Origin of the sequence: Microbispora sp. NBC_01389 (genome assembly GCF_045040095.1) — a bacterium.
Classification (GTDB): domain Bacteria; phylum Actinomycetota; class Actinomycetes; order Streptosporangiales; family Streptosporangiaceae; genus Microbispora.
The window spans coordinates 4,376,712-4,399,466 of record NZ_CP109552.1; the positions used below are offsets into that span (position 1 = coordinate 4,376,712).

At 71.6% G+C, this 22,755-nt stretch carries 24 protein-coding genes and 1 pseudogene; 14 read left to right on the plus strand and 11 right to left on the minus strand.

Annotated features, from left to right (window positions below; translation table 11 throughout):
• Positions 1-86 precede the first annotated feature (86 nt).
• Positions 87-1,055 (plus strand): RNA polymerase sigma factor SigJ, encoded by a 969-nt coding sequence (gene sigJ / locus OG344_RS19765; RefSeq protein ID WP_405084338.1) that lies wholly within the window; start codon positions 87-89, stop codon positions 1,053-1,055.
• A gap of 506 nt (positions 1,056-1,561) precedes the next feature.
• Complete coding sequence (locus tag OG344_RS19770; RefSeq protein WP_405084339.1) at positions 1,562-2,332, plus strand: hypothetical protein; 771 nt, start codon at positions 1,562-1,564, stop codon at positions 2,330-2,332.
• Between the two features lie 58 nt (positions 2,333-2,390).
• Here the strand turns inward: OG344_RS19770 and OG344_RS19775 are convergent, their stop codons facing one another.
• Positions 2,391-3,089: a TetR/AcrR family transcriptional regulator gene (locus OG344_RS19775; protein WP_405084340.1), complete on the minus strand. Its 699-nt coding sequence runs from the start codon at positions 3,087-3,089 to the stop codon at positions 2,391-2,393.
• Between the two features lie 107 nt (positions 3,090-3,196).
• On the opposite strand from OG344_RS19775, the gene OG344_RS19780 reads away from it, so the two are divergent.
• The 4 genes from OG344_RS19780 to OG344_RS19795 are packed head-to-tail and all read left to right on the plus strand — an operon-like array spanning position 3,197 to position 7,053.
• The gene (locus OG344_RS19780; RefSeq protein WP_405084341.1) at positions 3,197-3,541 is read left to right on the plus strand and encodes a YrdB family protein; all 345 of its coding nucleotides are present in this window, start codon (positions 3,197-3,199) and stop codon (positions 3,539-3,541) included.
• 31 nt (positions 3,542-3,572) lie between these two features.
• Entirely contained in the window at positions 3,573-4,502 is a 930-nt protein-coding gene (locus OG344_RS19785; protein WP_405084342.1) for an NAD-dependent epimerase/dehydratase family protein, read from the plus strand.
• 33 nt (positions 4,503-4,535) lie between these two features.
• Positions 4,536-5,456, plus strand: a complete 921-nt coding sequence (locus OG344_RS19790; protein WP_405084343.1) for a Gfo/Idh/MocA family protein — start codon at positions 4,536-4,538, stop codon at positions 5,454-5,456.
• A 10-nt stretch (positions 5,457-5,466) separates the two neighbouring features.
• Positions 5,467-7,053, plus strand: coding sequence for an alkaline phosphatase D family protein (locus OG344_RS19795; protein WP_405084344.1), 1,587 nt, complete (start codon positions 5,467-5,469; stop codon positions 7,051-7,053).
• On the opposite strand, the gene rocD is transcribed toward OG344_RS19795, so the two are convergent.
• From rocD to OG344_RS19815, 4 genes are all read right to left on the minus strand, one after another.
• Positions 7,022-8,227 (minus strand): ornithine--oxo-acid transaminase, encoded by a 1,206-nt coding sequence (gene rocD, locus OG344_RS19800; protein WP_405084345.1) that lies wholly within the window; start codon positions 8,225-8,227, stop codon positions 7,022-7,024. The genes OG344_RS19795 and rocD overlap by 32 nt on opposite strands.
• Positions 8,224-9,093 (minus strand): dimethylargininase, encoded by an 870-nt coding sequence (gene ddaH, locus OG344_RS19805; protein ID WP_405084346.1) that lies wholly within the window; start codon positions 9,091-9,093, stop codon positions 8,224-8,226. Before ddaH ends, rocD begins: the two co-directional genes overlap by 4 nt.
• Before the next feature lie 106 nt (positions 9,094-9,199).
• The gene (locus tag OG344_RS19810) at positions 9,200-9,649 is read right to left on the minus strand and encodes an Lrp/AsnC family transcriptional regulator (RefSeq protein WP_405084347.1); all 450 of its coding nucleotides are present in this window, start codon (positions 9,647-9,649) and stop codon (positions 9,200-9,202) included.
• A 59-nt stretch (positions 9,650-9,708) separates the two neighbouring features.
• Positions 9,709-10,380 (minus strand): TetR/AcrR family transcriptional regulator, encoded by a 672-nt coding sequence (locus tag OG344_RS19815; protein ID WP_405084348.1) that lies wholly within the window; start codon positions 10,378-10,380, stop codon positions 9,709-9,711.
• Positions 10,381-10,444: 64 nt separating this feature from the next.
• Between OG344_RS19815 and OG344_RS19820 the strand changes: the two genes are divergently transcribed.
• The 3 genes from OG344_RS19820 to OG344_RS19830 all read left to right on the plus strand — a co-directional run bounded on the left by OG344_RS19820 (position 10,445) and on the right by OG344_RS19830 (position 12,916).
• Positions 10,445-11,188 carry an ABC transporter ATP-binding protein gene (locus OG344_RS19820; protein WP_405084349.1) on the plus strand — a complete coding sequence of 248 codons (744 nt, stop codon included), beginning with the start codon at positions 10,445-10,447 and terminating at the stop codon, positions 11,186-11,188.
• Complete coding sequence (locus OG344_RS19825) at positions 11,185-11,913, plus strand: ABC transporter permease (protein ID WP_405084350.1); 729 nt, start codon at positions 11,185-11,187, stop codon at positions 11,911-11,913. The genes OG344_RS19820 and OG344_RS19825 overlap by 4 nt, the downstream gene beginning before the upstream one ends.
• Positions 11,914-11,983: 70 nt before the next feature.
• Entirely contained in the window at positions 11,984-12,916 is a 933-nt protein-coding gene (locus tag OG344_RS19830) for a LysR family transcriptional regulator (protein WP_405084351.1), read from the plus strand.
• A gap of 31 nt (positions 12,917-12,947) precedes the next feature.
• Here OG344_RS19830 and OG344_RS19835 read toward each other — a convergent pair whose 3' ends face one another.
• Entirely contained in the window at positions 12,948-13,847 is a 900-nt protein-coding gene (locus OG344_RS19835) for a helix-turn-helix transcriptional regulator (RefSeq protein WP_327044791.1), read from the minus strand.
• A 259-nt stretch (positions 13,848-14,106) separates the two neighbouring features.
• Between OG344_RS19835 and OG344_RS19840 the strand changes: the two genes are divergently transcribed.
• On the plus strand, positions 14,107-14,598 hold the full coding sequence (locus OG344_RS19840) for an ATP-binding protein (RefSeq protein ID WP_405084352.1): 492 nt from the start codon (positions 14,107-14,109) through the stop codon (positions 14,596-14,598).
• A gap of 28 nt (positions 14,599-14,626) precedes the next feature.
• Here OG344_RS19840 and OG344_RS19845 read toward each other — a convergent pair whose 3' ends face one another.
• On the minus strand, positions 14,627-15,337 hold the full coding sequence (locus OG344_RS19845; protein WP_405084353.1) for a DUF5941 domain-containing protein: 711 nt from the start codon (positions 15,335-15,337) through the stop codon (positions 14,627-14,629).
• Entirely contained in the window at positions 15,334-16,929 is a 1,596-nt protein-coding gene (locus tag OG344_RS19850) for a CDP-alcohol phosphatidyltransferase family protein (RefSeq protein ID WP_405084354.1), read from the minus strand. Before OG344_RS19850 ends, OG344_RS19845 begins: the two co-directional genes overlap by 4 nt.
• Positions 16,930-17,204: 275 nt before the next feature.
• Between OG344_RS19850 and recO the strand changes: the two are divergent.
• Positions 17,205-17,927: pseudogene (recO, locus tag OG344_RS19855) on the plus strand (DNA repair protein RecO); the annotation flags it as partial.
• A gap of 171 nt (positions 17,928-18,098) precedes the next feature.
• Entirely contained in the window at positions 18,099-18,893 is a 795-nt protein-coding gene (locus OG344_RS19860; protein ID WP_327044795.1) for an isoprenyl transferase, read from the plus strand.
• 69 nt (positions 18,894-18,962) lie between these two features.
• On the opposite strand, the gene OG344_RS19865 is transcribed toward OG344_RS19860, so the two are convergent.
• The 3 genes from OG344_RS19865 to OG344_RS19875 all read right to left on the minus strand — a co-directional run bounded on the left by OG344_RS19865 (position 18,963) and on the right by OG344_RS19875 (position 20,611).
• Complete coding sequence (locus tag OG344_RS19865; RefSeq protein ID WP_405084355.1) at positions 18,963-19,517, minus strand: CGNR zinc finger domain-containing protein; 555 nt, start codon at positions 19,515-19,517, stop codon at positions 18,963-18,965.
• Positions 19,518-19,592: 75 nt separating this feature from the next.
• The gene (locus OG344_RS19870; RefSeq protein WP_327044797.1) at positions 19,593-20,030 is read right to left on the minus strand and encodes a Fur family transcriptional regulator; all 438 of its coding nucleotides are present in this window, start codon (positions 20,028-20,030) and stop codon (positions 19,593-19,595) included.
• 128 nt (positions 20,031-20,158) lie between these two features.
• Positions 20,159-20,611, minus strand: coding sequence for a DUF6703 family protein (locus OG344_RS19875; protein WP_405084356.1), 453 nt, complete (start codon positions 20,609-20,611; stop codon positions 20,159-20,161).
• 122 nt (positions 20,612-20,733) lie between these two features.
• Here OG344_RS19875 and OG344_RS19880 point away from each other — a divergent pair, with 122 nt between their 5' ends.
• Both OG344_RS19880 and OG344_RS19885 read left to right on the plus strand, forming a co-directional pair.
• Positions 20,734-21,078 (plus strand): antibiotic biosynthesis monooxygenase family protein, encoded by a 345-nt coding sequence (locus OG344_RS19880; RefSeq protein ID WP_405084357.1) that lies wholly within the window; start codon positions 20,734-20,736, stop codon positions 21,076-21,078.
• Between the two features lie 269 nt (positions 21,079-21,347).
• Entirely contained in the window at positions 21,348-22,733 is a 1,386-nt protein-coding gene (locus OG344_RS19885; protein WP_405084358.1) for a glycine--tRNA ligase, read from the plus strand.
• Positions 22,734-22,755: the final 22 nt, after the last annotated feature.

The window sequence follows — 22,755 nt, forward strand, 5'->3', positions numbered from 1 at the left end:
CCGTTCCGGTTGTCCGACGACGCGGCCGCCGGGAATGTGAGGTGACGCGCCGGCCTCACATTCCGGGCGGTCGTCTCGTCGTACTGATGAAGGCAGGCGAGACCGAGGGAGCCCGCGAGACCATGACCATCCAGTCCGAGCCGGCGGACGGCCCGATCGATCCGGGTCTGAGCGCGATCGTGAGCGAGCGGCGCCAGCTGATCAATCTCGCCTACCGGCTCCTCGGCTCCCTGGCCGAGGCGGAGGACGTCGTCCAGGAGACGTACGCCCGCTGGTACGCGATGTCGCCCTTACGGCGGGAGGCCGTCGAGTCCCCGGGAGCCTGGCTGACGAAGGTGGCCGGCCGCATCTGCCTCGATCTGCTGGGCTCGGCGCGGGCCCGGCGCGAGCGCTACGTCGGCGAGTGGATCCCCGAGCCGCTGCCGGACCGCGCGGAGTGGGTCACCGGGCAGGCGGCCGACCCGGCTGACCGGGTCACTCTCGACGAGTCGGTCACCATGGCCTTCCTCATCGTGCTCGAATCGATGACCCCGGCCGAGCGCGTCGCGTTCGTCCTGCACGACGTCTTCTGCCACTCCTTCGCCGAGGTGGCCGAGATCGTCGGCCGTACGCCGGGGGCGTGCCGTCAGCTGGCCTCCTCGGCCCGCCGCCGCGTCCGCGCGTCGCGGCCCGCCGTGGCTCCGACGGCCCGGCAGGCCGGTGTCGTCAGGGACTTCAAACAGGCGTGGGAGGCCAAGGACATCGACGCACTCATCGGCATCCTCGACCCCGGCGTCACCATGACCGCCGACGGCGGCGGGCTGGTCGACGCCCTGCTGCTCCCGCTCGAAGGCGCCGAGGAGGTCGCGCGCTATGCCGCCGTCCTCATCGCCAAGGCGGGCGGCCTGACGCTCCTGGAGCGTACGGTCAACGGCCAGCCGGGCCTGATAGGACAGTGGGAGGGCGTCACCGAGGTCGTCATGGCGTTCGACGTCGTGGACGATCGGATCCGGCATATCTGGGCGGTTCGCAACCCCGAGAAACTCCACCCGTGGAGGGAGGAGACACAGCCCTGACGGTCGTGGACCCCCGCGGTCGTGCTGACTCGTTTCGCCACGTCGCCCACGTGGCCGACGGCCGGTGCTGACTCAGCTCAGTGTCCCCGCGCCGGCGGAGCGCTCGATCGGCGATACCGCTGGAGAGATTGCCCGTCACCGATCTGGCCCGGTCGAGGGTCTCGTCCGCCAGCACGGCGTCCTTCTGGGCGCGGAGCACGTCGTCGACCTTCTCGTCGATCGCGGCGAGATAGTCGGTGATCTCGTCCATGGTCTGTCGCATGGCGAGCTGCGCCATGATCCCCGCGGCGCCGGCCAGAAGCGCCGGGTTGGCCAGAAACGAAGGATGAAACGGGCAACCTGCTTATGTGTCATATAAGTATCAGAAGTAAACCTGTGCCTCATTCAGACGTCCTCTCTTCGGTTGTCCCCACCCGAGTCGAGGAGTGGTTTTGCGCGTCCGTTCTCTGCTTTTGGCCGTGGCTGTGGCTATCGGCCTGTTTGTCCCGATTCAAACTCAATCGGCCGTGGCTTCGTCCGCGTCCGCCGCAACTTGTTACCGCCAGGCCGGGGACCACTGGGAATGCGTCACCCCCGGCGCCTTCTGCCCTGCCGCCGCCCACGGCTTGTACGGATATTCCGAGAGCGGCGCCAAATACCAGTGCGTCCAGGACGGCTCGTACTGGAGATGGAAGCCCGCCGGTTCCTCGTCGGGCTCGAACCCCGAACCGACCCCGACGTCGACTCCTAAGGCGACACCGACTCCCAAGCCGAGCCCTACGCCGACTCCCAAGCCGACTCCCAAGCCCAGTTCCAAGCCGAGCCCCAAGCCCACGGCCTCGCCTGGCGGGAAGCCGGCCGCGGCGAAGTGTTCACGGGCCTACCTGCCCCTGCCCGATCCCCGCTGCACGCCCGGGACGCGCAACCCCGCCGTCACCCAGGCGACCATCCGTACGACGATCTGCGGCCCCGGCTTCGACGCGAAGGTGCGGCCCGTGGCGAGCTACCTGAGCGCGCTGAAGGTCAGGCAGATCGCCGAGTACGGCTACACCGACCGCAGGCCGGCCCGCTATCAGGAGGACCATCTCATTCCGCTGCTCCTCGGCGGCTCGCCCAAGAGCGTGAAGAACCTCTGGCCGGAGCCCATGTGGAAGGTCAAGGGCAGGAGCGCGGCGGACAAGAACGCCGTGGAGCGTCGTCTGTGGAAGGCCGTCTGCGCCGGTGACGTGCCACTGGCCCGCGCGCAGAAGGCCATCGCGAAGGACTGGCGCACCGCGGTCAGGCAGGCAGGGCTGTAACAGAACAGAGGAAAGGCGGCCGGGACACCTCTCGGCCGCCTTTTCGCACGGAGAAGCGCTACTCGGCGAAGCCGAGCAGATGGGCCATGCAGGTCATGTTGTGGTCGAACAACTCGGCCCGGTGCTCGATCACGCCGTTGAACTGGCCGAACAGTTCGAAGCTGACCATTCCGAACAGCCCGGTCCAGGCGATCATCGCCCGTGTGACCACGTCGTCGGACACGCCCGGCATCACCGCTCGTACGGCCTCCGCGTCCTGGGACAGGACCGCGGGCGGCGGCGGGCAAATCGGGGGAGGGGCGAGGCGGCCGGCCCGCTGGGCGTCCGCCAGGATGCGGCCGTACACGATAGTGCCCCGTGACGCCGGGCCGATCGTGTCCTCCGGGGCGCGGTAGCCCGGCACCGGCGAGCCGTACAGCAGGGCGTACTCGTGCGGATGGGCCAGGGCCCATTCGCGGACGGCGCGGCAGGCGGCGAGCCAGCGCCCGGTGAAATCCTCCCGTGGGCGGGCGGCGTCGGCGCGTTCGACGGACTCGCCGATCGCGTTGTACGCGTCGACGATCAGCACGGTGAGCAGGTCGTCGCGGCTGGGGAAGTAGCGGTAGATGGCGGAGGAGACCATCCCCATCTCCCGGGCCACCGCGCGCAGGGACAGGCCCGGGGCGCCGTCGGTGGCGAGATGACGCCGCGCGATGTCGGTGATCTCTCTGATGAGTTCCGCCCTGACCCGCTCCCGCGCGGTACGACTCGCGTTCATGCCTCGATGTTATCAGAGCACCGAATCGAGAGCACTGCTCTTGACGACTGGCGTTCACATGAGAGAGCATTGCTCTCATAACGGAGCGAAGAACACGAGGAGTCCCGATGCTGACCATGACCAAGTGGGCGGCCGCCGCCGTCATGTTCTTCCTGGAGCTCGGTGTGCTGATCGCGCTGGCGCGCTGGGGTTTCACCCGGGAGGCGAACATCGTGGTCAGGATCCTGCTGGGGCTCGGCACACCGGCCGTGTTCGCGACGCTCTGGGGACTGTTCATGGCCGGCGGCAAGGCGCCGTACCAGCTGCACGGGATCGCCCGGGGAGCGTTCGAGGTCGCGTGGTTCGGCGCGGGAGCGGCCGCCCTGGCGGCCTCCGGGCTGGTGACCGCGGGTGTGGTGTTCGCGGTGGTGTACGTGGCCGACGCCGCGCTGCGGCTGCTGACGCATCAGTGACGCATCGACGAAGCATCGACAAGGAGAGATCATGGGCAGGCATGTCGTGGTGGGAGCGGGACAGGTCGGCGGCGGGCTCGCCGTGGCGCTGGCCGAGCGGGGGCACGAGGTGACCGTCGTCACCCGCTCGGGCTCCGGCCCGAGGCGGGCGGGGGTGTCGCCGGTCGCGGCCGACGCGGGCGACGCCGCCGTGACGCGGCGGCTCGCGGAAGGGGCCGACGCGATCTACAACTGCGTCAACCCGCCCTACCACCGCTGGCAGGAGGACTGGCCGCCGGTCGCGGCCTCGCTCCTGGCCGCCGCCGAGTCGTCCGGGGCCGTGCTGGTCACGCTGGGCAACCTCTACGGGTACGGCCCGGTGGACGGCCCGATGACCGAGGACCTGCCGCTCGCGGCGACGGGCGTCAAGGGCAGGGTCCGGGCGCGGATGTGGGAGGAGATGCTGGCTGCCCATGAGGCGGGCAGGGTCCGGGTGACCGAGGTGCGCGGCTCGGACTACTACGGCCCGGGCTCGTCCGACCAGTCCTACCTGGGGCCGCGGCTCCTGGGACCGCTGCTCGGCGGCAGGCCCGCCACCGTCGTTAGCGACCCGGACATCCCGCACAGCTGGACGTACCTGCCCGACGTCGTGCGGGCGCTGGCCGCCGCGGCCGGGGAGGAGCGCGCGTGGGGCAGGCCGTGGCACGTCCCGACCGCGCCGCCCGTCACGATGCGGCAGTACGCCGAGATGGTGTGTGAGGCCGGGGGCGTCCCGGCGCCGCGCCTGCGGCGGCTGCCGGGGTGGATGCTGAAGGCGGGCGGCCTCGCCGTGCCGTTCCTGCGCGAACTGGGGGAGACCCGCTACCAGTTCGACCGGCCGTACGTGCTCGACTCGTCGGCCTCGCAGGAGGTCCTCGGCTTCGCGCCGACGCCGGTCGAGGACGGGGTGAAGGAGACGGTCGCGTGGTGGCGGGCGCGCTGAGAGCCACGGAGGGGCGGCGGTAGTCTCCCCGGCATGAGAGTCGGGATCATCGGCCTGGGAGACATCGCGCGGAAGGCCTACCTGCCGGTGCTGGCGGCCACACCGGGGATCGAGCCGCTGCTCTGCACCCGCGACCGGGAGGTCCTCGACCGGCTCGGCGACGCGTACCGGATCGCGGCCCGCTTCGCCTCGCTGGACGGGCTGATCGAGGCGGGGATCGACGCGGCGTTCGTGCACGCGGCGACCGGGGCCCACGTCCCCGTCGTGACGGCCCTGCTGAAGGCCGGCGTGCACGTCTACGTCGACAAGCCGCTCGCGTACGACGCCGCGGCGAGCGCCGGGCTCGTCCGGCTGGCCCGCGAGCGGGGCAGGTCGCTGATGGTGGGGTTCAACCGCAGATTCGCCCCCGGCTACGCCGCCCTCCGCGAGCTGCCGCGCGACGTGATCGTGATGCAGAAGAACCGCCGCGGCCTGGCCGGCGACCCCCGTACGGTGATCTTCGACGACTTCGTCCACGTGGCCGACACGCTCCGCTTCCTGGCGCCGGGAGAGATCACCGACACCGCGGTCCGGACCCGCGTGCGGGACGGCCTGCTGGAACACGTGGTGCTGACCCTCGGCGGCGACGGCTTCACCGCGATCGGCGTGATGAGCCGCACCAGCGGGGCGGCCGAGGAGACCTGTGAGGTGATGGGCGGCGGCGGGAAGCGGCGGGTCGTGAACCTCGGCGACATGGTGGACCTCGACGGCGGCGAGACCCTCGCGAGGCGGGCGGACTGGGTCCCGGTGGCCCGGCAGCGGGGGATCGAGCAGGCCGTCGGGGAGTTCCTGGGCGCGGTCGGCGGCGGACGGATCCTCACGGCCGACGACGCCCAGGTCACGCACGAGTTGTGCGAGGAGATCGTACGGCGGACGAACGAGCACGAGTCGCGCTTTACCACCTTTTTGCAGTAGGAAGGTACTCGTGTCAGAACTCGTGCTGGGCCCGCTGCTGCGCCACGTGGACGGGTCCGCCGCGACCGTGTGGGTGGAGACCTCCGAGCCCTGCACGGTCCGTGTGCGGGCCGGAGACGCCTCCTCCGAGGAGCCGACCTTCACCGTGCACGGCCACCACTACGCCCTGGTGGACGTCGCCGTCGACGGGCCGGTGGCCTACGAGGTGGACCTCGACGACCGCCGGGTGTGGCCCGGGGATGACGGCATGCCGCCGAGCGTGATCCACCCTGTGACCGGCCTCAACCGGCTGATCTTCGGCTCCTGCCGGACGAGCGTGCCGCACGAGGAGCCGTACGTGCGCACCCACGGCCCGGACGTCCTGCGGGCGTACGGCCTGCGCCTGATGGAGTCGCCGGACGACCGGCCCGACCTCATCCTGCTCGTCGGCGACCAGGTGTACGCCGACGAGCTCACCCCGGACATGAAGGACTTCATCGCCGGGCGCAGGGACGACGGCCCGCAGGAGGTCGTCGACTTCGAGGAGTACGCCGAGCTGTACCGCCAGGCGTGGTCCGATCCGGCGGTCCGCTGGCTGCTGTCCACGGTCCCGACCCTGATGATCTTCGATGACCACGACGTCAGGGACGACTGGAACACCTCGTCGGCCTGGCGCGAGCAGATGGCGCAGGTGCCGTGGTGGCACCGGCGCATCGTCTCCGCCTTGGGGTCGTACTACGTCTACCAGCACCTGGGCAACATCCCGCCGGCCGAGCGGGAGGCCGATCCCGTGCTCGCCGCGCTGCGGGCGGGCGCCGGCGAGGAGACGCTCGACGAGTTCGCCCGGCGGGCCGACGAGGAACCCGACTCGGTCCGCTGGAGCTACCACCGGGACCTCGGCGACACCCGCCTCGTCATGCTGGACAGCCGCAGCGCCCGGACGCTCGAACCGGGACACCGGCGGATGATCGACGAGGAGGAGTGGAGCTGGTTCGAGAAGCAGGCGACCGGCGACCTCGGCCACCTCGTCATCGGGTCCTCGCTGCCGGTCCTGCTGCCCTCCGGGATCCACCACGTGGAGGGCTGGAACGAGGCGGTCTGCGACGGCATCTGGGGCCGCCGGGCGGCGCGGTGGGGCGAGCGGGTCCGGCAGTTCCTCGACCTGGAGCACTGGGGGGCCTTCCGCCGCTCGTTCGAGGACCTCGCGCGGGTGCTGGTCGAGGTCGCCTCGGGGCAGCGGGGACGGCCGCCCGCGACCGTCCTGCTGCTGTCGGGCGACGTCCACTACTCCTACATGGCCTCCGTACGGCGGAAGGGCGGGGGACGCATCCACCAGATCGTCTGCTCGCCGATCCGCAACCCGCTGAGCCGCTCGCTGCGCTTCGCCAACATCGTGGCGTCGTTCGGGCTGGCGGGCCTGCTCGGCGGGGTGCTGGCCCGGGCCGGCGGCCTGCCCCGGCCGTCGCTGCGCTGGCGCATCAGCAAGGGACCCTGGTTCCCCAACATGATGACCGCCGTCGACTTCGCGCCCGGGGAGGCCGTGGTCACGTGGTTCACCGACACCGGCGACCTCGACACGGTGACGGTCAGGCCCGAGCCTCCCGCAGCACCGCGCTGAGCTGGTCCGCCGCCCAGGCCAGCTCGTCCCGCGAGACGACGAGCGGCGGCGCGAGGCGGATCGTCGAGCCGTGGGTGTCCTTGGCGAGCACACCGCGGCGCATGAGCGCCTCGCTGATCTCCCGTCCGGTGCCGAGCGACGGGTCGATGTCGACGCCCGCCCACAGCCCGCGCCCGCGTACGGCGACCACCCCCGGGCCGAGGTCCGCGAGGCGCTCGTGCAGGAACGCGCCGAGGTCGCGCGCCCTGGCCTGGTACTCGCCGGTGCGCAGCAGCCCGACGACCGCGTCGCCGACGGCGCAGGCCAGCGGGTTGCCGCCGAACGTGGAGCCGTGCTGGCCCGGCCGGATCACGCCCAGCACGTCCTCGTTCCCGACGACCGCGCTCACCGGGACCACCCCGCCGCCGAGCGCCTTGCCCAGGACGTACAGGTCGGGCACGACGCCCTCGTGGTCGCAGGCGAACGTCTCGCCGGTGCGGCCGAGGCCCGACTGGATCTCGTCGGCGACGAACAGCACGTTCGCGTCGTCGCAGATCTCCCTGACGGCGGCCAGATAGCCGTCCGGCGGGACCAGCACGCCGGCCTCGCCCTGGATCGGCTCCAGCAGCACCGCCACCGTGTTCTCGTCGATCGCCTCCCTGACCGCCTCCGCCGAGCCGTACTTCACGATCCGGAAGCCGGGCGCGAACGGGCCGAAGCCGCCGCGGGCGTCGGGGTCGGTGGAGAAGCCCACGATGGTCGTGGTGCGACCGTGGAAGTTGTCCTCCATCACGACGATGTTGGCCTGGCCGGGGGCGACACCCTTGACCTCGTAGCCCCACTTGCGGGCCACCTTGATCGCGGTCTCGACGGCCTCGGCGCCGGTGTTCATCGGCAGGACCATGTCCTTGCCGCACAGCTCGGCCAGGCCGGTGACGAAACCGGCGAACCGGTCGTGGAAGAACGCGCGGCTGGTCAGCGTCAGCCGGTCGAGCTGCTCGCGGGCGGCCGCGAGGACGACCGGGTTGCCGTGGCCGAAGTTCAGCGAGGAGTAGCCCGCCAGGCAGTCGAGATATCGCCTGCCCTCGACGTCGGTGACCCACGCGCCCTCCGCCGCCCGGATGACCACGGGCAGCGGGTGGTAGTTGTGCGCGCTGTGGCTCTCGCCGAGCCTGATGTGGTCCTCGCTTCTCATCGGATCTCCCCGCCCACCCTGATCTCTCCCGTTCTGATTTCCAATGTGCAGCACTTGGGGCCGCCGCCGGCCTTGCGCAGCTCGCTCAGGTCGACCGGGACGACCTCGAAACCGCGGCGCTTGAGCTCCAGCACCAGCCCGGCCGCCTCGGCGTTGACGACGACGTTGCGGCCGTCGCTCACCGCGTTGAGGCCCAGCACCTCCGCGTCCGCGGACGTCGCGACCACGGCGTCGGGGAACAGCCGCCGCAGCACCCTCCTGCTGCCCTCGCTGAACGCCTCCGGATAGTACGCCACGTTGTGGCCGTCCAGCGGGAACAGGGCGGTGTCGAGGTGGTAGTACCTCGGGTCGACCAGGCGCAGCGTGACGACCGGGCGGCCGAGGAACTCCTGGGCCTCCATGTGCGCCGCGACGTCGGTGCGGAAGCCCGTCCCGGCCAGGATCATCTCGTCGAGCGTCAGGTAGTCGCCCTCACCCTCGTTGGTGAAGGACGCCTCCAGTGTCTCGTATCCCTGTTCGACGAACCACCGCAGGTAGGCGGGGCCCTCGGCGGCCCGCTGTGGGTGGGCGAATCGCGCGCCGTAGACCCGCCCGTCCACGACGAGGGCGCCGTTGGCGGCGAACACCATGTCCGGCAGGCCCTCCACCGGGTCGATCAGGCTGACCCGGTGGCCCAGGCTCTCGTACGCCCGCCGCAGGCTCTCCCACTGCCGCAGCGCCGTGGCCGTGTCGGCGCCCTCCTCGGGCCGCATCCAGGGGTTGATGGAATACGAGACCGTGAAGAACTCGGGCCGGCACATCAGGAAGTGCCTGGCCATGCCCGTGCGGCCACTTTCCGTGGCCGCGGACTCTGGCGCGATTGTCATCGACGACTCCAAGCGGGAAACCGGTGAACGGGACTTCAGCGTAGGAATCGGCGGTCGGCAATCCAATCCGCCCACGTTGCGATCACCCGGGGATCGGTTGCGTCCTTCAGCCCGTTTGCGGCGATCCGTTAATCAGCCGCGACAGCACGATCGAACTCTTGGTGCGCACCACGAACGGCTCGGCCGCCAGGCGTTCGATCACCCGCTCGACGTGCCGCACGTCGGTCGCGCGGATGTGCAGCAGGGCGTCGGCCTCGCCGGTCACCGTGCAGGCCGAGACGACCTCCGGGTGCCGGGAGACGGCCAGCCCGATCTCGGTGGGGGAGGTCTTGCCCCGGCAGTAGAGCTCGACGTACGCCTCGGTCGTCCATCCCAGGGCCGACGGCTCGACCCGGGCGCTGAAACCGGTGATCGCGCCGGTGGCGACCAGCCGGTCGACCCGCCGCTTCACGGCCGGAGCCGACAACCCCACTTGAGTGCCTATTTCGGCGTATGTCGCCCGGGCATCCTCCATGAGGGCCCGGATGATGGCGCGATCGAGCTCGTCCAACCTCACGTGGACCTGTATACAGCCGCCGCCCGGTGGCGACGTCCCGCGCCGCGGCGCCCACGGGGTCAGCCGGAGGCCGGTGGGAGGGCGCCGGCGCCGGGCCCGGGCCGCGGGCAGTAGTCGCCGACCCCGCGCTCCAGCAGGTCGAAGGCGCGTTCGGCGTGCCCGCGGAGGTCCGCGACGATGCCCGGGCCCTCCTCGCCGGCGAGCCGGCGCATCGCGAAGTGCCGGGTGAGAGCACTGACCACCGCGCAGATCTGGGCCGCCACGAGGGACGGGGTCATGTCGTCCGGATCGGCCTCGGTCTCGTCGGCGAGCGCGGCGGCGAGCCACTCCTCGCGGTGCCGGCTCATCATCTCCACCCGGGCCTGCAGCGCCGGGCTCTCCCGGATCCGCTGGACGAAGACCTCCGCGCCCTCGTTGATCCCGTAGCGCCAGTCGCCCGAGTCCAGGGCCGCGAGGAAGTCGCGCCGCACCGCCTCGACCGCCGTCTCGCCGGGCCGGCGCTCACGGACCACGCGCGCCAGCACGTCCATGCTCTCCTCGCCGCGGTCGAGGAACAGGTCCTCCTTCGTGCGGAAGTAGTTGAACACCGTGTTGACCGACACGTCGGCCGCCCGCGCGACCTCGGCCACCGTGACGTTGTCGAACCCCCGCACCAGGAACAGCCCCGTCGCGATGTCGGAGATCCGCTGCCGGGTCTCCCGCTTCTTCCGCTCCCGCAGGCCCTCTTCCATGTGCCGATTCTAAGGGCGGGCACAAAATTTAAGTGACTCCAAGTTTGGTGTTACTCTACCGACCATGATTCACGTCAGAGGACTCACCAAGACGTTCGGGATGGTCGAGGCCGTCCGGGGGATCGACGTCGACGTCTCCGCGGGAGAGATCGTCGGCTTCCTCGGGCCGAACGGCGCGGGCAAGACCACCACGCTGCGCATGCTGACCACGCTGCTGCGCCCCGCGTCCGGCGCCGCCACGGTCGCGGGCGCCGACCTGTTCGCCGACCCGGTGGCCGTACGCCGGCGCATCGGCTACGTCGCCCAGGGCGGCGCGTTCGGGCCGTTCACCCCGGTCGGGAACGAACTCGTGCTCCAGGCCCGCCTGTACGGTCTGAGCCGGGCCGAGGCCCGTGCCCGGGTGACCTCCCTGCTCACCGCCCTGGACCTCGCCGGGGTCGAGGAGCGGACGACGGTCACCCTTTCGGGCGGCCAGAAGCGCAGGCTCGACATCGCGATGGGCCTGCTCCACCGGCCCACGCTGCTCTTCCTCGACGAGCCCACCACCGGGCTCGACCCGCAGAGCCGCGCCAACCTGTGGGACCACATCCGGCGGCTGCGCGAACGGGACGGCGTGACGGTCTTCCTCACCACCCACTACCTGGAGGAGGCCGACGCGCTCTGCGACCGGGTCCTGATCATCGATCACGGCCGGATCGTCGCCGAGGGCCCCCCGGACCGGCTGAAGGCCGAGCACGGCGCGCGCACGCTCGACGAGGTCTTCCTCGCGGTCACCGGCCGCGAGCTGCGCGAGGGAGCCGCCGCGTGACCGCCCTCGCCGTCCTGACCGGCCACTATCTGCGCGCCTCCTTCGGCAGCAAGGTCAGCCTCGCCTTCGGCGCCGTGCAGCCGTTCCTCTTCCTCGTGCTGTTCGGCCCGCTGTTCGCCCGCAGCGGCGTCGGGTCGTGGGCCCTCCTCGTGCCCGGCCTGCTGGTGCAGCTCGCGCTCACCAGCGCCGGGATGGCCGGCTTCGGCATCGTCTTCGACCAGCGGTTCGGCGTGCTCGAACGGCTCCGGGTCGCCCCGGTGAGCCCGGTCACGCTGCTGCTCGGCCGGGTGCTCAGAGACAGCCTGGTGCTGCTGGTCCAGGCGGCCAGGATCATCGTGGCGGGCTGCGCGCTCGGGCTGCGGGCGCCGCTGGCGGGGGTGCTGGCGGCCCTGCTCCTGATGACCGTGCTGTCGGTCGGCATGGCGTCGCTGTCGTACGCGGCGGCGCTCACGATGCGGCAGGAACTGTTCGCGCCCGTGATGTCCACCGTGGTGGTCCCGCTGATGCTGCTGTCGGGCGCGCTGCTGCCGATGTCGCTCGCCCCCGCCTGGCTCGACGTGGTCTCGCGGCTCACGCCGTTCCGGTACGCGGTCGAAGGGCTGCGGGCGCTTTTCTCCGGTTCCTACGGCTCGTCGGCCGTTTTGTGGGGGATGGTGGTGTCCCTGGCCCTCGCGATTGGAGGGCTTGCCCTGGGCGCGAATCGTTTCCGGTGGGAAAAGGCCTGATCAGGGGCCGGAAAAGGCATTCGAAGTTGATACCGGATCGCGGGCGCCAGCGGGGCCGGAGACGGTCACAATGGTGGGCGTGGCGGACGCCAACTTCACCCTCGTCCAGCTGCGTTACTTCGTAACCGCGGCCGAGCTCGGCAGTATGACCGCGGCCAGCAGAGAGCTCATGGTCGCGCAGTCGGCGATCTCGGCCGCGATCGCGCAGGTCGAGCGGGAGCTCGGGGTCCAGCTCCTGATCCGCCACCACGCCCGCGGCCTGTCGCTGACCCGCGCGGGCGAGCGCTTCCTCGTCGAGGCGCGGGAGTTCCTCGCCCACGCGGCGGCCCTCGCCCAGTCGGCGCGCGGCCTGGCGGGCTCGCTCACCGGTGAGCTCGCGGTGGGTTGCCTGACCACCCTCGCGCCGTTCTACCTCTCGCGCCTGCTGCGTGATTTCGCCGGGCGTTACCCGGGGGTGCGGGTCGGCGTCGCCGAGGGCGAGCTGTCCGCGATGGAGGCGGCGCTGCTGGACGGCAGATGCGAGGTCGCCCTGGTGTACGCCATCGACCTCGCCCTCGATCTCGACATACGGCCGCTCACCCAGGCCAGGCCGTACGCCCTGCTTCCCCTGGGGCATCGGCTGGCGGCGGCGGAGGCGGTGTCGCTCGCGGACCTGGCCACCGAGCCGATGATCCTGCTCGACCTGCCGCGCAGCCGCGACTACTTTCGGGCGATCTATCCGACGGAGCCGCGCGTGCGCTTCCGGACGTCGAGCTACGAGACCGCCCGCTCGCTCGTGGCCGGCGGGCACGGCTACTCGATACTGAACCAGCGGGCCGACAGCGACCAGACCTACGACGGCGGGCGGGTGGCCTGCGTGCCGATCAGCGACGACGTCCCGGCGCTCGACGTCGTGCTCGCCTCGGTGCGCGGCGTGCGGCCCACCGCGCGGGCGGTCGCCTTCGCCGAGACCTGCCAGGCGTTCTTCTCCGGCCGGCGCCCCGGTCAGGCCTCCGGCGGGTGAGCCCCGGCCGTCCCGGGCGCCGTCCGGCGGGTCACCGGTAGGCGGCCAGCAGTTCCCGCAGGAGCGCGGTCGTCCGCTCGGCCGAGTACGCCTCCACGCAGACCGCGTTCAGCATCTGCGTGTACGCCTCAGTGTCCTCCGGCTTGTCCAGGTAGAGGGCGCTGGTGAGCTGCTCCAGATAGACGACGTCGGGCAGTTCGGGCGCGTCGAAGCGCAGGATCGTGAACGGCCCGCCCAGGGTGAACTTCCCGCCGCGGTCGAACGGCACGACCTGCAACGTCACCTTCGACCGCCTGGTCACGTCGAGCAGATGCTCCAGCTGGGCCCGCATCACCGCCGGGCCGCCGACCGGGCGGCGCAGCACCCCCTCGTCCACCACGGCCCACAGTGTCGCCGAGTCCGGCCCGGTCAGCCGCTTCTGCCGGCGCAGCCGCAGGTCCACGTGCCGGTCGATCTCGTCGGCGGGCCGTCCCGCGTTGGCCACCTGTACGGTGGCACGCGCGTACTCGGGGGTCTGCAGCAGGCTGGGGACGAACTGAAGCTCGTAGCAGCGGATGATGCACGCCGCCTCTTCCAGCCCGACGTAGAACTCGAACCAGCCCGGCAGCACGTCGCTGTACTTGTGCCACCAGCCGGGGACGTTGGCCTGCCGGGCCAGGTCCAGCAGCACGGTCCGTTCGTCCGGGTCGGTGAGGCCGTACAACGTGAGCAGGTCGGCGACGTCCCGCTCCTTGAAGCCGACCCGGCCGAGCTCCAGCCGGCTGATCTTCGCGTGTGACGCGCGGATGGTGTGCGCGGCCGTCTCCGGAGTGATGCCACTCTCCCGGCGCAGCCGCCTGAGCTGAGCGCCGAGCACCAGCCGCAGGGCCGTCGGGCCGCTGCGGGCGAGCCCGAACGGTAACGAGGCGGCATTGTCCGCCTGCGCGTTCACGTGGTCTCCATTGGTGGCGCTCCGGGTGATTGCCTCGTGAACCGGGTGTCCGAGGGGCGAAACAGGTCGGACGGAGGACTATTCGGTTGATCATCCTACCGGATGGGTTCAGAGGCGGGGTTTTCTGGGGACTTCCACGAAAAGTCGCGGGCATCCGACATTTGCACGTGCACGCGCGCTTGCACCCGCAAGGCACAGGGCAAGATACACGACGGCAGGGAAATTCACATATGTAATGGTGAGACCTGAGGGACCCGCGATGACAGCAGACCTGGCAGGCCCGGGAGCCGCGACCGCGCCTTCGTGGCTGACCGCGATGTTCGAAGGGGACGACGGCAACGGGCTGTCCCTGCCCGCGACGTGTGCCATCCACGGGCGAACCACCTCGCCCGCCGTCGCCAGGGATTTCACCGCCCGGACTCTGAGCGGCTGGGATGCCGACGATTTGGTGCCCGACGCGCAGATCGTCGTGTCGGAACTGGTGACCAACGCGCTCCGCCATGCGCCCGCCGAGCCCGCCGGTGCCCCGCCGATCCGGTTGAGGCTGGTGAGGCACCGTTTTCATATCGGCTGCGGCGTGAGCGACGCCAGCGCGCGGGTGCCCGCGCTGTCTCCCTGGAGCGATCTATCGGAGTCCGGCCGCGGGCTGCACCTGGTCGACGCGCTGTGCGCGGCCTGGGGGTGGATCCTCACCCGGGGCGGCGGGAAGGTGGTCTGGGCGCTGTTCGACGCGCGTTCCTGCTACTACTGACCACCCGCCACCCGCCGCACCGCGTGCTTCAGGCCTGATCGGCGTCGCCGGTGGCCTGCTCGGCGGCGTCCTCGGGCGACTGCTCCAGGTCCTGGTCGGCCTGGGCCAGCGCGGACGCCTTGTCCAGCCGCACCCAGCTGGTGATGCTCTCGACCGCGAACAGCACGAGCAGGTACGCCGTGAGGACGGCGGCGACGGGGGTCAGCCACCCGGCCGCGGCGCCCGCCCCCAGGATCAGCAGGCGGACCTCCCAGCCGAGCCCCGCCCGGTAGAGCCACGCCGGCGGCCAGATGCCCTGCCGGGTGCGGTAGACCGTGTCGTACGTGTGGTAGCCGATCACGTAGATGAGCACGAACAGCAGCCACTTGGGCGTGCTCTCCGCCAGCCCGAGCAGGATGATCGTCAGGAACTCGGCCGCCCGCAGCAGCGGGGGAGTGAGCCAGTCGAAGCGGCCCAGGTGGTCGCGGCCGGCGGTCGGCAGCACCAGCACGAGCAGCACGGCCACCGGGAGGAGCAGGACCGGGCCGTCGGTGAGGATCCCGGCGACGGCCGCCGCCACGATGGCGAGCAGCGCCACCGCCGCCGCGGGCACCGGCGGCAGCAGCCGGCCCAGGGCGCCCTTCAGCGCGGTGGCGAGCGGGCCGTCGTCGCGGTAGGCGAGCAGGCGCGCGGTCTGGACGCGGCGGCGCTCCTCGTCCGGGTCGGGGAGCGGGGTGATGGCCTGCGGCTGGGTGATCATGCGAGTGACCTCAGGAGACGTCCGGTGAGGGTGTAGGTGGCCGCGACGCCGCCCCAGATGATCAGCGTGAGGAACGTGACCCGGGGGTCGAAGAACGCGGCGGTGATCGCGATGGCGGCGAAGCGCTCACCGATGGGGAACACGATCATCTTGCGGGCCCAGTGGACCGGGCGGAACCGGCCGGCCTGCGTCCAGATCCGCAGCAGCCCGCGCACGCCGGTGCTCCGGCTCGCCCTGCGCTCCTCCAGCGCCTCCCGCAGCGGGCGGTCGTCGGCGACCGTGAGGTCGAGCGTGGGCAGCGGGATCGGCGCCTTGCGCCGGTTCGCCGCGCCGAACGAGAAGTCGAGCAGGTGTTTGACCGACTGGAGGGCCAGCGCGACCAGCGCCAGCGTCCAGACGCCCTCGCCGTCGCCGAACCGTCCGGACACCGTCGCGCCGACCGCCAGGCCGACGAAGACGGCGTACTCCTTGAACCGGTCGAAGGTGGCGTCCAGCCACGCGCCGAGCACGCCGAACTTGCGGGCGTACCGCGCGACCTGGCCGTCGACGCAGTCGAAGACGAACGCGAAGTAGATGAGCACTCCGCCGGCGACGGCGCCCCAGCGGGTGCCGGTGGCGAACGCGCCGGCCGCCAGCAGGCCGAGGGCGATCGAGATCAGCGTCACCTGGTTGGGGGTGAGGCCCCGGCGGGCCGCCCAGCGGGCGATGAAACGCGAGTAGGTGCTGACGAAGAACGTGGTGAAGAAGCCGTCGGCGCCCTTCACCGCGTTGTCCAGCCGCGCGCGGTCCTCGTCGAAGTCGGCCATCTCCGCCAGCGCTCCGTTGGCCTCGGCCTGGCTGCGGACGCGGCGGAAGAACAGGTCGCGGCGGCTCCGCCGGCCGACCGACACGCCACGCCGGACCAGGCCGAGCACGAGAAGCTCGGTCACGTCGTCCTCGGGGCCGAACAGGTGGGCCATCTCCGCCAGGTCGCGGGCGGCCTCGGCGAGGGTCGCCAGGTGCCGCTGGTGCAGGTGGAGCGGTCCGAGCAGCGCCGCGTTCGGCCGGGTCACCGCGTGGTAGGCGGTGCCGACCGAGACGATCCGGCCGCGGCCCGCGCGGGTGCGCATGGGCAGCCCCTCGAGGAACTCCGAGCCGATCTCGGGCACGGCCTCCTCGATCGGCACCTCCTCGACCGGCTCGTCCTCGTCCAGCTCCGGCCGGACGATCAGCGCGAGGGCGGCCCGCTTGGCCTTGACGATCTGGTAGATCAGCTCGTCGTGCACCAGCGAGTCGGCCGGCAGGATCAGCAGGTTGTCCCCGGCGGCCTCGGTGGCCTCGGCCACGTCGGCGAGCGCGCGCAGGTCGCCCGCGACGTCCCGGCTCTCCACCACCCGGCCGTACGGCCGGTGGTAGGCCGCCGCGTCGCCGGGCCGGGCGATCGTCGTCGGCTCGGAGTCCAGCGCGGCGGCCTGCGCGAGCAGCCGGTCGTACGCGGTGGGTGTTCCGGGAAGCGAGGTCAGCGTGATGGCCGCGGGCAGGGCGGGCCGGCCGCCGGGCGGCGGGAAAGCGATCGGGCCGGGCGGCGCGCCCAGCAGGACCACGCGGGTCATGGCAACCTTTCACGCAACGGGGGAGTCAGGCCCTCGGGGCTTGACCGGCGCGGGGAAGTCCGCCGGAGGCCAAAGCTTAGTGACCTTTCCGCTCGGACGTGGCACCCCAGGTTTACCGTACGGCCGCTGTATGTACAGCTTTGCCCGAGTATGCCGCCCGGCATCGTCGCCGGATCATTACCGAATTTTCACCATTCATGCGATGGAGTGGGGCGAAAGCCCTCGAATTGGGCCCGAGGGGGCGCCGGCCGCCGGACGGACCCTACGATGACGGAGTGAGCCTCTACCGCGACGAGGGCGTCGTGCTGCGCACCCAGAAGCTGGGCGAGGCCGACCGCATCATCACCCTCCTCACCCGCCGCACCGGCAAGGTCCGGGGAGTGGCCAAGGGAGTGCGCAGGACCAAGTCGCGGTTCGGCGCCCGGCTGGAGCCGTTCTCACACGTGGACCTGCAGCTTCACGGCGGCAGATCGCTCGACGTGATCACCCAGGTCGAGACCCTGCACCCGTACGGCGGGGCGATCGTCGCCGACTACCCGAGATACACGGCGGGCTCGGCGATGCTGGAGACGGCCGACCGGCTGACCATGGGGGAGAAGGAGCCGGCGCTGCGCCAGTTCCTGCTGCTGGTCGGGGGTCTGCGCACGCTCGCCGAGGGCGGCCACGAGGCCCGCCTGGTGCTCGACGCGTTCTTCCTGCGCTCACTGGCGGTGGCGGGCTACGCTCCCGCGCTGGCGGAGTGCGCGCGGTGCGGCGCCGAGGCGGCCCGCGCCTTCGCGATCGTGGCGGGCGGGGTGGTCTGCGGCGCGTGCCGCCCACCCGGCGCGGCGGTCCCGGCGGCCGAGACGATCGCACTGATGATCGCGCTGCTGCGGGGCGACTGGGCCGCCGCGGACGCCTCCGAGGCGCGGCACCGCACCGAGTGCAGCGGCCTGGTGGCGGCCTACCTGCAGTGGCACCTGGAGCACGGCATCCGCTCGCTGCGCCACGTCGAGCGGGAGTGGCCCGGCACCGGGGAGGCCCGGGCGGCGGGGGCGTTCCCCTGGAGCGGCCGTTCCCGTGACGCCCGGCCGGGGACGGCCGCCGGCCGCCCCGGAGATGCCGAACCTGCACCGGATCCGCACGTCTTCCGCACCTGAGGACCGGTCCGGACGCAATACGCTCGATGCATGGTTCGTCCTCCCACTCCCCACCCGTCCGGGGTCACCCCGCCCGACATTCCGCGCGACCTGCTGCCGCGTCACGTGGCGATCGTCATGGACGGCAACGGCCGCTGGGCCAAGGCCCGCGGGCTGCCGAGGACCGAAGGACACAAGATGGGCGAGGCGTCGCTGTTCGACGTCATCGAGGGCGCCATCGAGATCGGCATTCCCTACCTCTCCGCGTACGCCTTCTCGACCGAGAACTGGAAGCGCTCACCCGACGAGGTGCGCTTCCTCATGGGCTTCAACCGCGACGTCATCCGGCGCAGGCGCGACGAGCTCGACGCGATGGGCGTACGGGTCCGCTGGGCCGGGCGTCCCGGCCGGCTCTGGCAAAGTGTGATCAAGGAACTGGAGGACGCCGAGCGCAAAACGGTCGGCAACAGCACGCTGACCCTGCAGTTCTGCGTGAACTACGGCGGCCGCGCGGAGATCGTGGACGCGGCCGTGCGGCTCGCCCGCGACATCGCCGACGGCCGGGTCAAGCCCGGCAAGGTCTCGGAGAAGGTCTTCGCGCGCTACCTCGACGAGCCGGAGATCCCGGACGTCGACCTGTTCCTGCGGTCCTCGGGCGAGCAGCGCACCTCCAACTTCCTGCTCTGGCAGTCCGCCTACGCCGAGATGGTGTTCCTCAACCAGTTGTGGCCCGACTTCGACCGCCGTGACCTGTGGCAGGCGTGCGAGATCTACGCCAAGCGCGACCGCAGGTACGGCGGCGCGCTCCCGAACGAGGTCGTCCCCGCCGCCCACGCGCCGCGGTAGCGGGACCCGCCGGCACGGGCCGAAGCCGTACGGGAGGCGTCACGGGGCGTCACGGGGCGTCACGGGGCGTCAGGAGGCGTCGCGGCGGCGGGCGCGGGCCCGGTAGGCGGCCACGTGCATGCGGTTGCCGCAGGTGCGGCTGTCGCAGTAGACCCGGGAACGGTTCCGCGACTCGTCCACGAAGACGTGCGAGCAGTCGGGCGCGGCGCACGTGCGCAGGCGCTCCCGCTCGTTCTCCACGAGCACGTGGGCGAGCGCGACACCGCAGTCGGCGGCCAGGTGCTCGGCCAACGACGCGTCGGGCGCGAAGTAGTGGACGTGGAGCGGGTGGCCGTCGTGCTCGGTGAGGCTCGGCGTGATGCGGGTGCCGCCCAGCAGCGTGTTGAGCACCCTGACCGCCGTCGTCTGGTCGGGCGCGGTGAACACGGCGTGGAACGCCTCGCGCAGGGCCCGCACCTCGGCGAGGTCCCGCCGGGTCAGCGTCCGCACCCCGCTGACCTCCCGCCTGCCGACGAACTCCGTCAGGTCGGCGACCTCGGCCAGTCCGTCGCGCTCACCGGCGCCGGTGTTGACGAGGTCCACCACCGTCGCCAGCGAGTGGACCATGTCATGGCTGAACGGCACGCCATCTCCTTCTGTCGCGGCGGGCTTGGCGCGGCGCAGGGAAGCGTACCCCCCGCGAGGCCCGCGCGAGGGGGGTCAGCCCTTTCCGGCGGCCTTTCCCACCGGGCCGGGGGGCGTCGCCGAAGGGGTCTCACCGCGTGACGCGGCGCACGAGGAGCAGGTGCCGAAGACCTCGACGGTGTGGGTGACGTCGATGAAGCCGTGCTCGGCCCCGACGACCTCCGCCCACCGCTCCACGTCCGGCCCGGCCACCTCGACCGTGCGCCCGCACGCCCGGCACACGAGGTGGTGGTGGTGCGTGTCGCTCTGGCAGGCCCGGTAGACCGACTCGCCCTCGTCGGTGCGCAGCACGTCGACCCGGCCCGCGTCCGACAGCGACTGGAGCGCCCGGTAGACGGTCGTGAGGCCGATCTTCGAGCCGTCCGCGCGCATCTCGGCGAACACGTCCTGCGCGCTGCGGAACCCGCCGCTCTGGCGGAGGATCTCGTGAACGGCGTCGCGGCTCTTGGTCATGAAGGACTCCCGGGTACGGCGGCGCCCTACGCACTTGCGCCCTAAGAAGTACAGATTAGGTCGTGTCCGGCAGGTCGAGCGGTGCCGTCCAACCGGTGGCGGGTGCGAAGACCCCCGGACGGTCCGCGTCAGAAGAGCCCGAAGCGGGTCGCGACGAGGAGGACCAGGAACGTCCCGACCGCCACGCGGAGCAACCGGCCCACCGGCCGCAGCGACGGCCACGACAGGTAGGCCAGCCAGGCGATGAACGCCAGCACGGGGAGCACGGCCACGCCGCCGCGCCAGTCCGGCACGACCAGGCCGGCGATGAGCAGCGCCACCAGGACCACCGGGGCCAGCCAGCGGGGCACCTGGAACAGGAAGACCAGCAGCGGCGCGCTCTTCGTCTCGACCGTCCGGCGCGCCCCGGTGGCGCCCGGCGTGAAGAAGTGCTCGCCGGTGGGCAGCGGACGCACCGGGCGCGGCGACCGCCCCTGCGCTCCTCCCGCCCCTGCTCCCCGCCCCTGCGTCTCCCCGGCGGGCCTGCGCGCCAGGGGATGCGCGGGGACCTGGCGGCGCGGCGGTTCCGTTTCGCTTCCCACGCCTGAGAGCCTAACGCCGTCCCCGCCCCCCGTGCCCCTGTGCCCGGCCCTCCGTGCCTCTGTGGCCGGCCCTCCGTACGCTTCGCCCGCCCCTCGCGGCGGGCCGTTCCGGAGAGGGTGGCATGCTGGGCGGCATGCTCGCCGTGATCCGCTACTCGGTGCCGGGCGCCCGCACCGAGGAGTTCGCCACCCAGGCCCGCGCCATCCTGGACCTGCTGGCCGCCCAGCCGGGCTACCTGCGCGGACGGCTCGGCCGGGCGGTGGACGAGCCCGCCCTGTGGGCGCTGGTCAGCGAGTGGGAGGGGGCGGGCCACTACCGGCGTGCCCTGTCGGCGGCGCGGATGGAGATGTATCCGCTGATGACCCTCATGATCAACGAGCCGGGGGCCTTCGAGGACGTGTACGCGCCTCCGGGCGCCGGCGTGAACGCGGGGACCACGGGCAAGGGGACCACGGGCAAGGCGTGAGCGCGGGCAAGGGGACCATGGGCAAGGCGTGAGCGCGAGCAGGGGGACCACGGGCAAGGCGTGAGCGCGGGGCCGCCGGATTCCCCTAAGCTTGGGCACGGATCCGGGCAGGTGGCCAGACGTCACCGCCGCCGCAGGCAGGCGATCGGCCCGGCCCGCCCGCTTCGGGCACGGCCGGCGCACCGCTGACCTCGATCTGCCCTCGATCTGCCCTTGATCTGAACCGACCCGATCTCAACGCCGACACCCAGCCGGATGGAGTTCCACTGATGGCACGTCGCACCGACGTCCTGGAAACGATCGTCAGCCTCGCCAAGCGCCGCGGGCTCGTCTTCCCGTCGAGCGAGATCTACGGAGGCCTGCGGGCGTCCTGGGACTACGGACCCCTGGGTGTCGAGCTGAAGAACAACGTCAAGCGCGAGTGGTGGAAGGCCGTGGTGCAGGGCCGCGACGACGTCGTCGGCCTCGACTCCTGCGTCATCCTCGCCCGCGAGGTCTGGCAGGCCAGCGGTCACGTCGAGACGTTCACCGATCCGCTCACCGAGTGCCAGTCGTGCCACAAGCGGTACCGCGCCGACCATCTGCTCGAGGCGTACGAGGCCAAGCACGGCGGCGAGCCCGCGGGCGGCCTGGCCGACGTGACCTGCCCCAACTGCGGCAACAAGGGCGCCTTCACCCACCCCAGGCAGTTCAGCGGCCTGCTGAAGACGTTCCTCGGCCCGGTCGAGGACGAGTCGGGCCTGGCGTACCTGCGGCCGGAGACCGCCCAGGGCATCTTCATCAACTACCTGAACGTGCAGCAGTCGGCCCGCAGGAAGATCCCGTTCGGCATCGGCCAGGTCGGCAAGTCGTTCCGCAACGAGATCACCCCGGGCAACTTCATCTTCCGCACCCGCGAGTTCGAGCAGATGGAGATGGAGTTCTTCGTCAAGCCCGGCACCGACGAGGAGTGGCACCAGTACTGGATCGACGAGCGCCTGCGCTGGTACGTCGACCTCGGCATCAACAAGGACAACCTGCGGCTCTACGAGCACCCGAAGGAGAAGCTGTCCCACTACTCCAAGCGGACGGTGGACATCGAGTATCGCTTCAACTTCGCCGGCGGCGAGTGGGGTGAGCTGGAGGGCATCGCCAACCGCACCGACTTCGACCTCACCGCGCACGGGAAGGCGTCGGGCACCGACCTGTCGTTCTTCGAGCAGGAGTCGGGCGATCGGTACGTGCCGTACGTCATCGAGCCGGCGGCCGGGGTGGACCGCGCGACGCTGACCTTCCTCCTCGACGCCTACACGGTCGACGAGGCGCCCAACGCCAAGGGCGTGATGGAGGAGCGGACCGTGATGCGCCTCGACCACCGCCTGGCCCCGGTCAAGGTCGCGGTGCTGCCGCTCTCGCGCAACGCCGACCTGTCGCCGAAGGCCCGCGACCTGGCCGCGCAGCTGCGCCGCCGGTGGAACGTGGACTTCGACGACGCGGGCGCGATCGGCCGCCGCTACCGCCGTCAGGACGAGATCGGCACGCCGTTCGCGATCACGGTCGACTTCGACACCCTGGAGGACCAGGCTGTGACGATCCGCGAGCGCGACACGATGGCCCAGCAGCGGGTCGCGCTCGACCAGGTCGAGCCCTACCTGCGCCAGCACCTGAACGATTGATCGGCGCGCCGAAGGCCCCGCC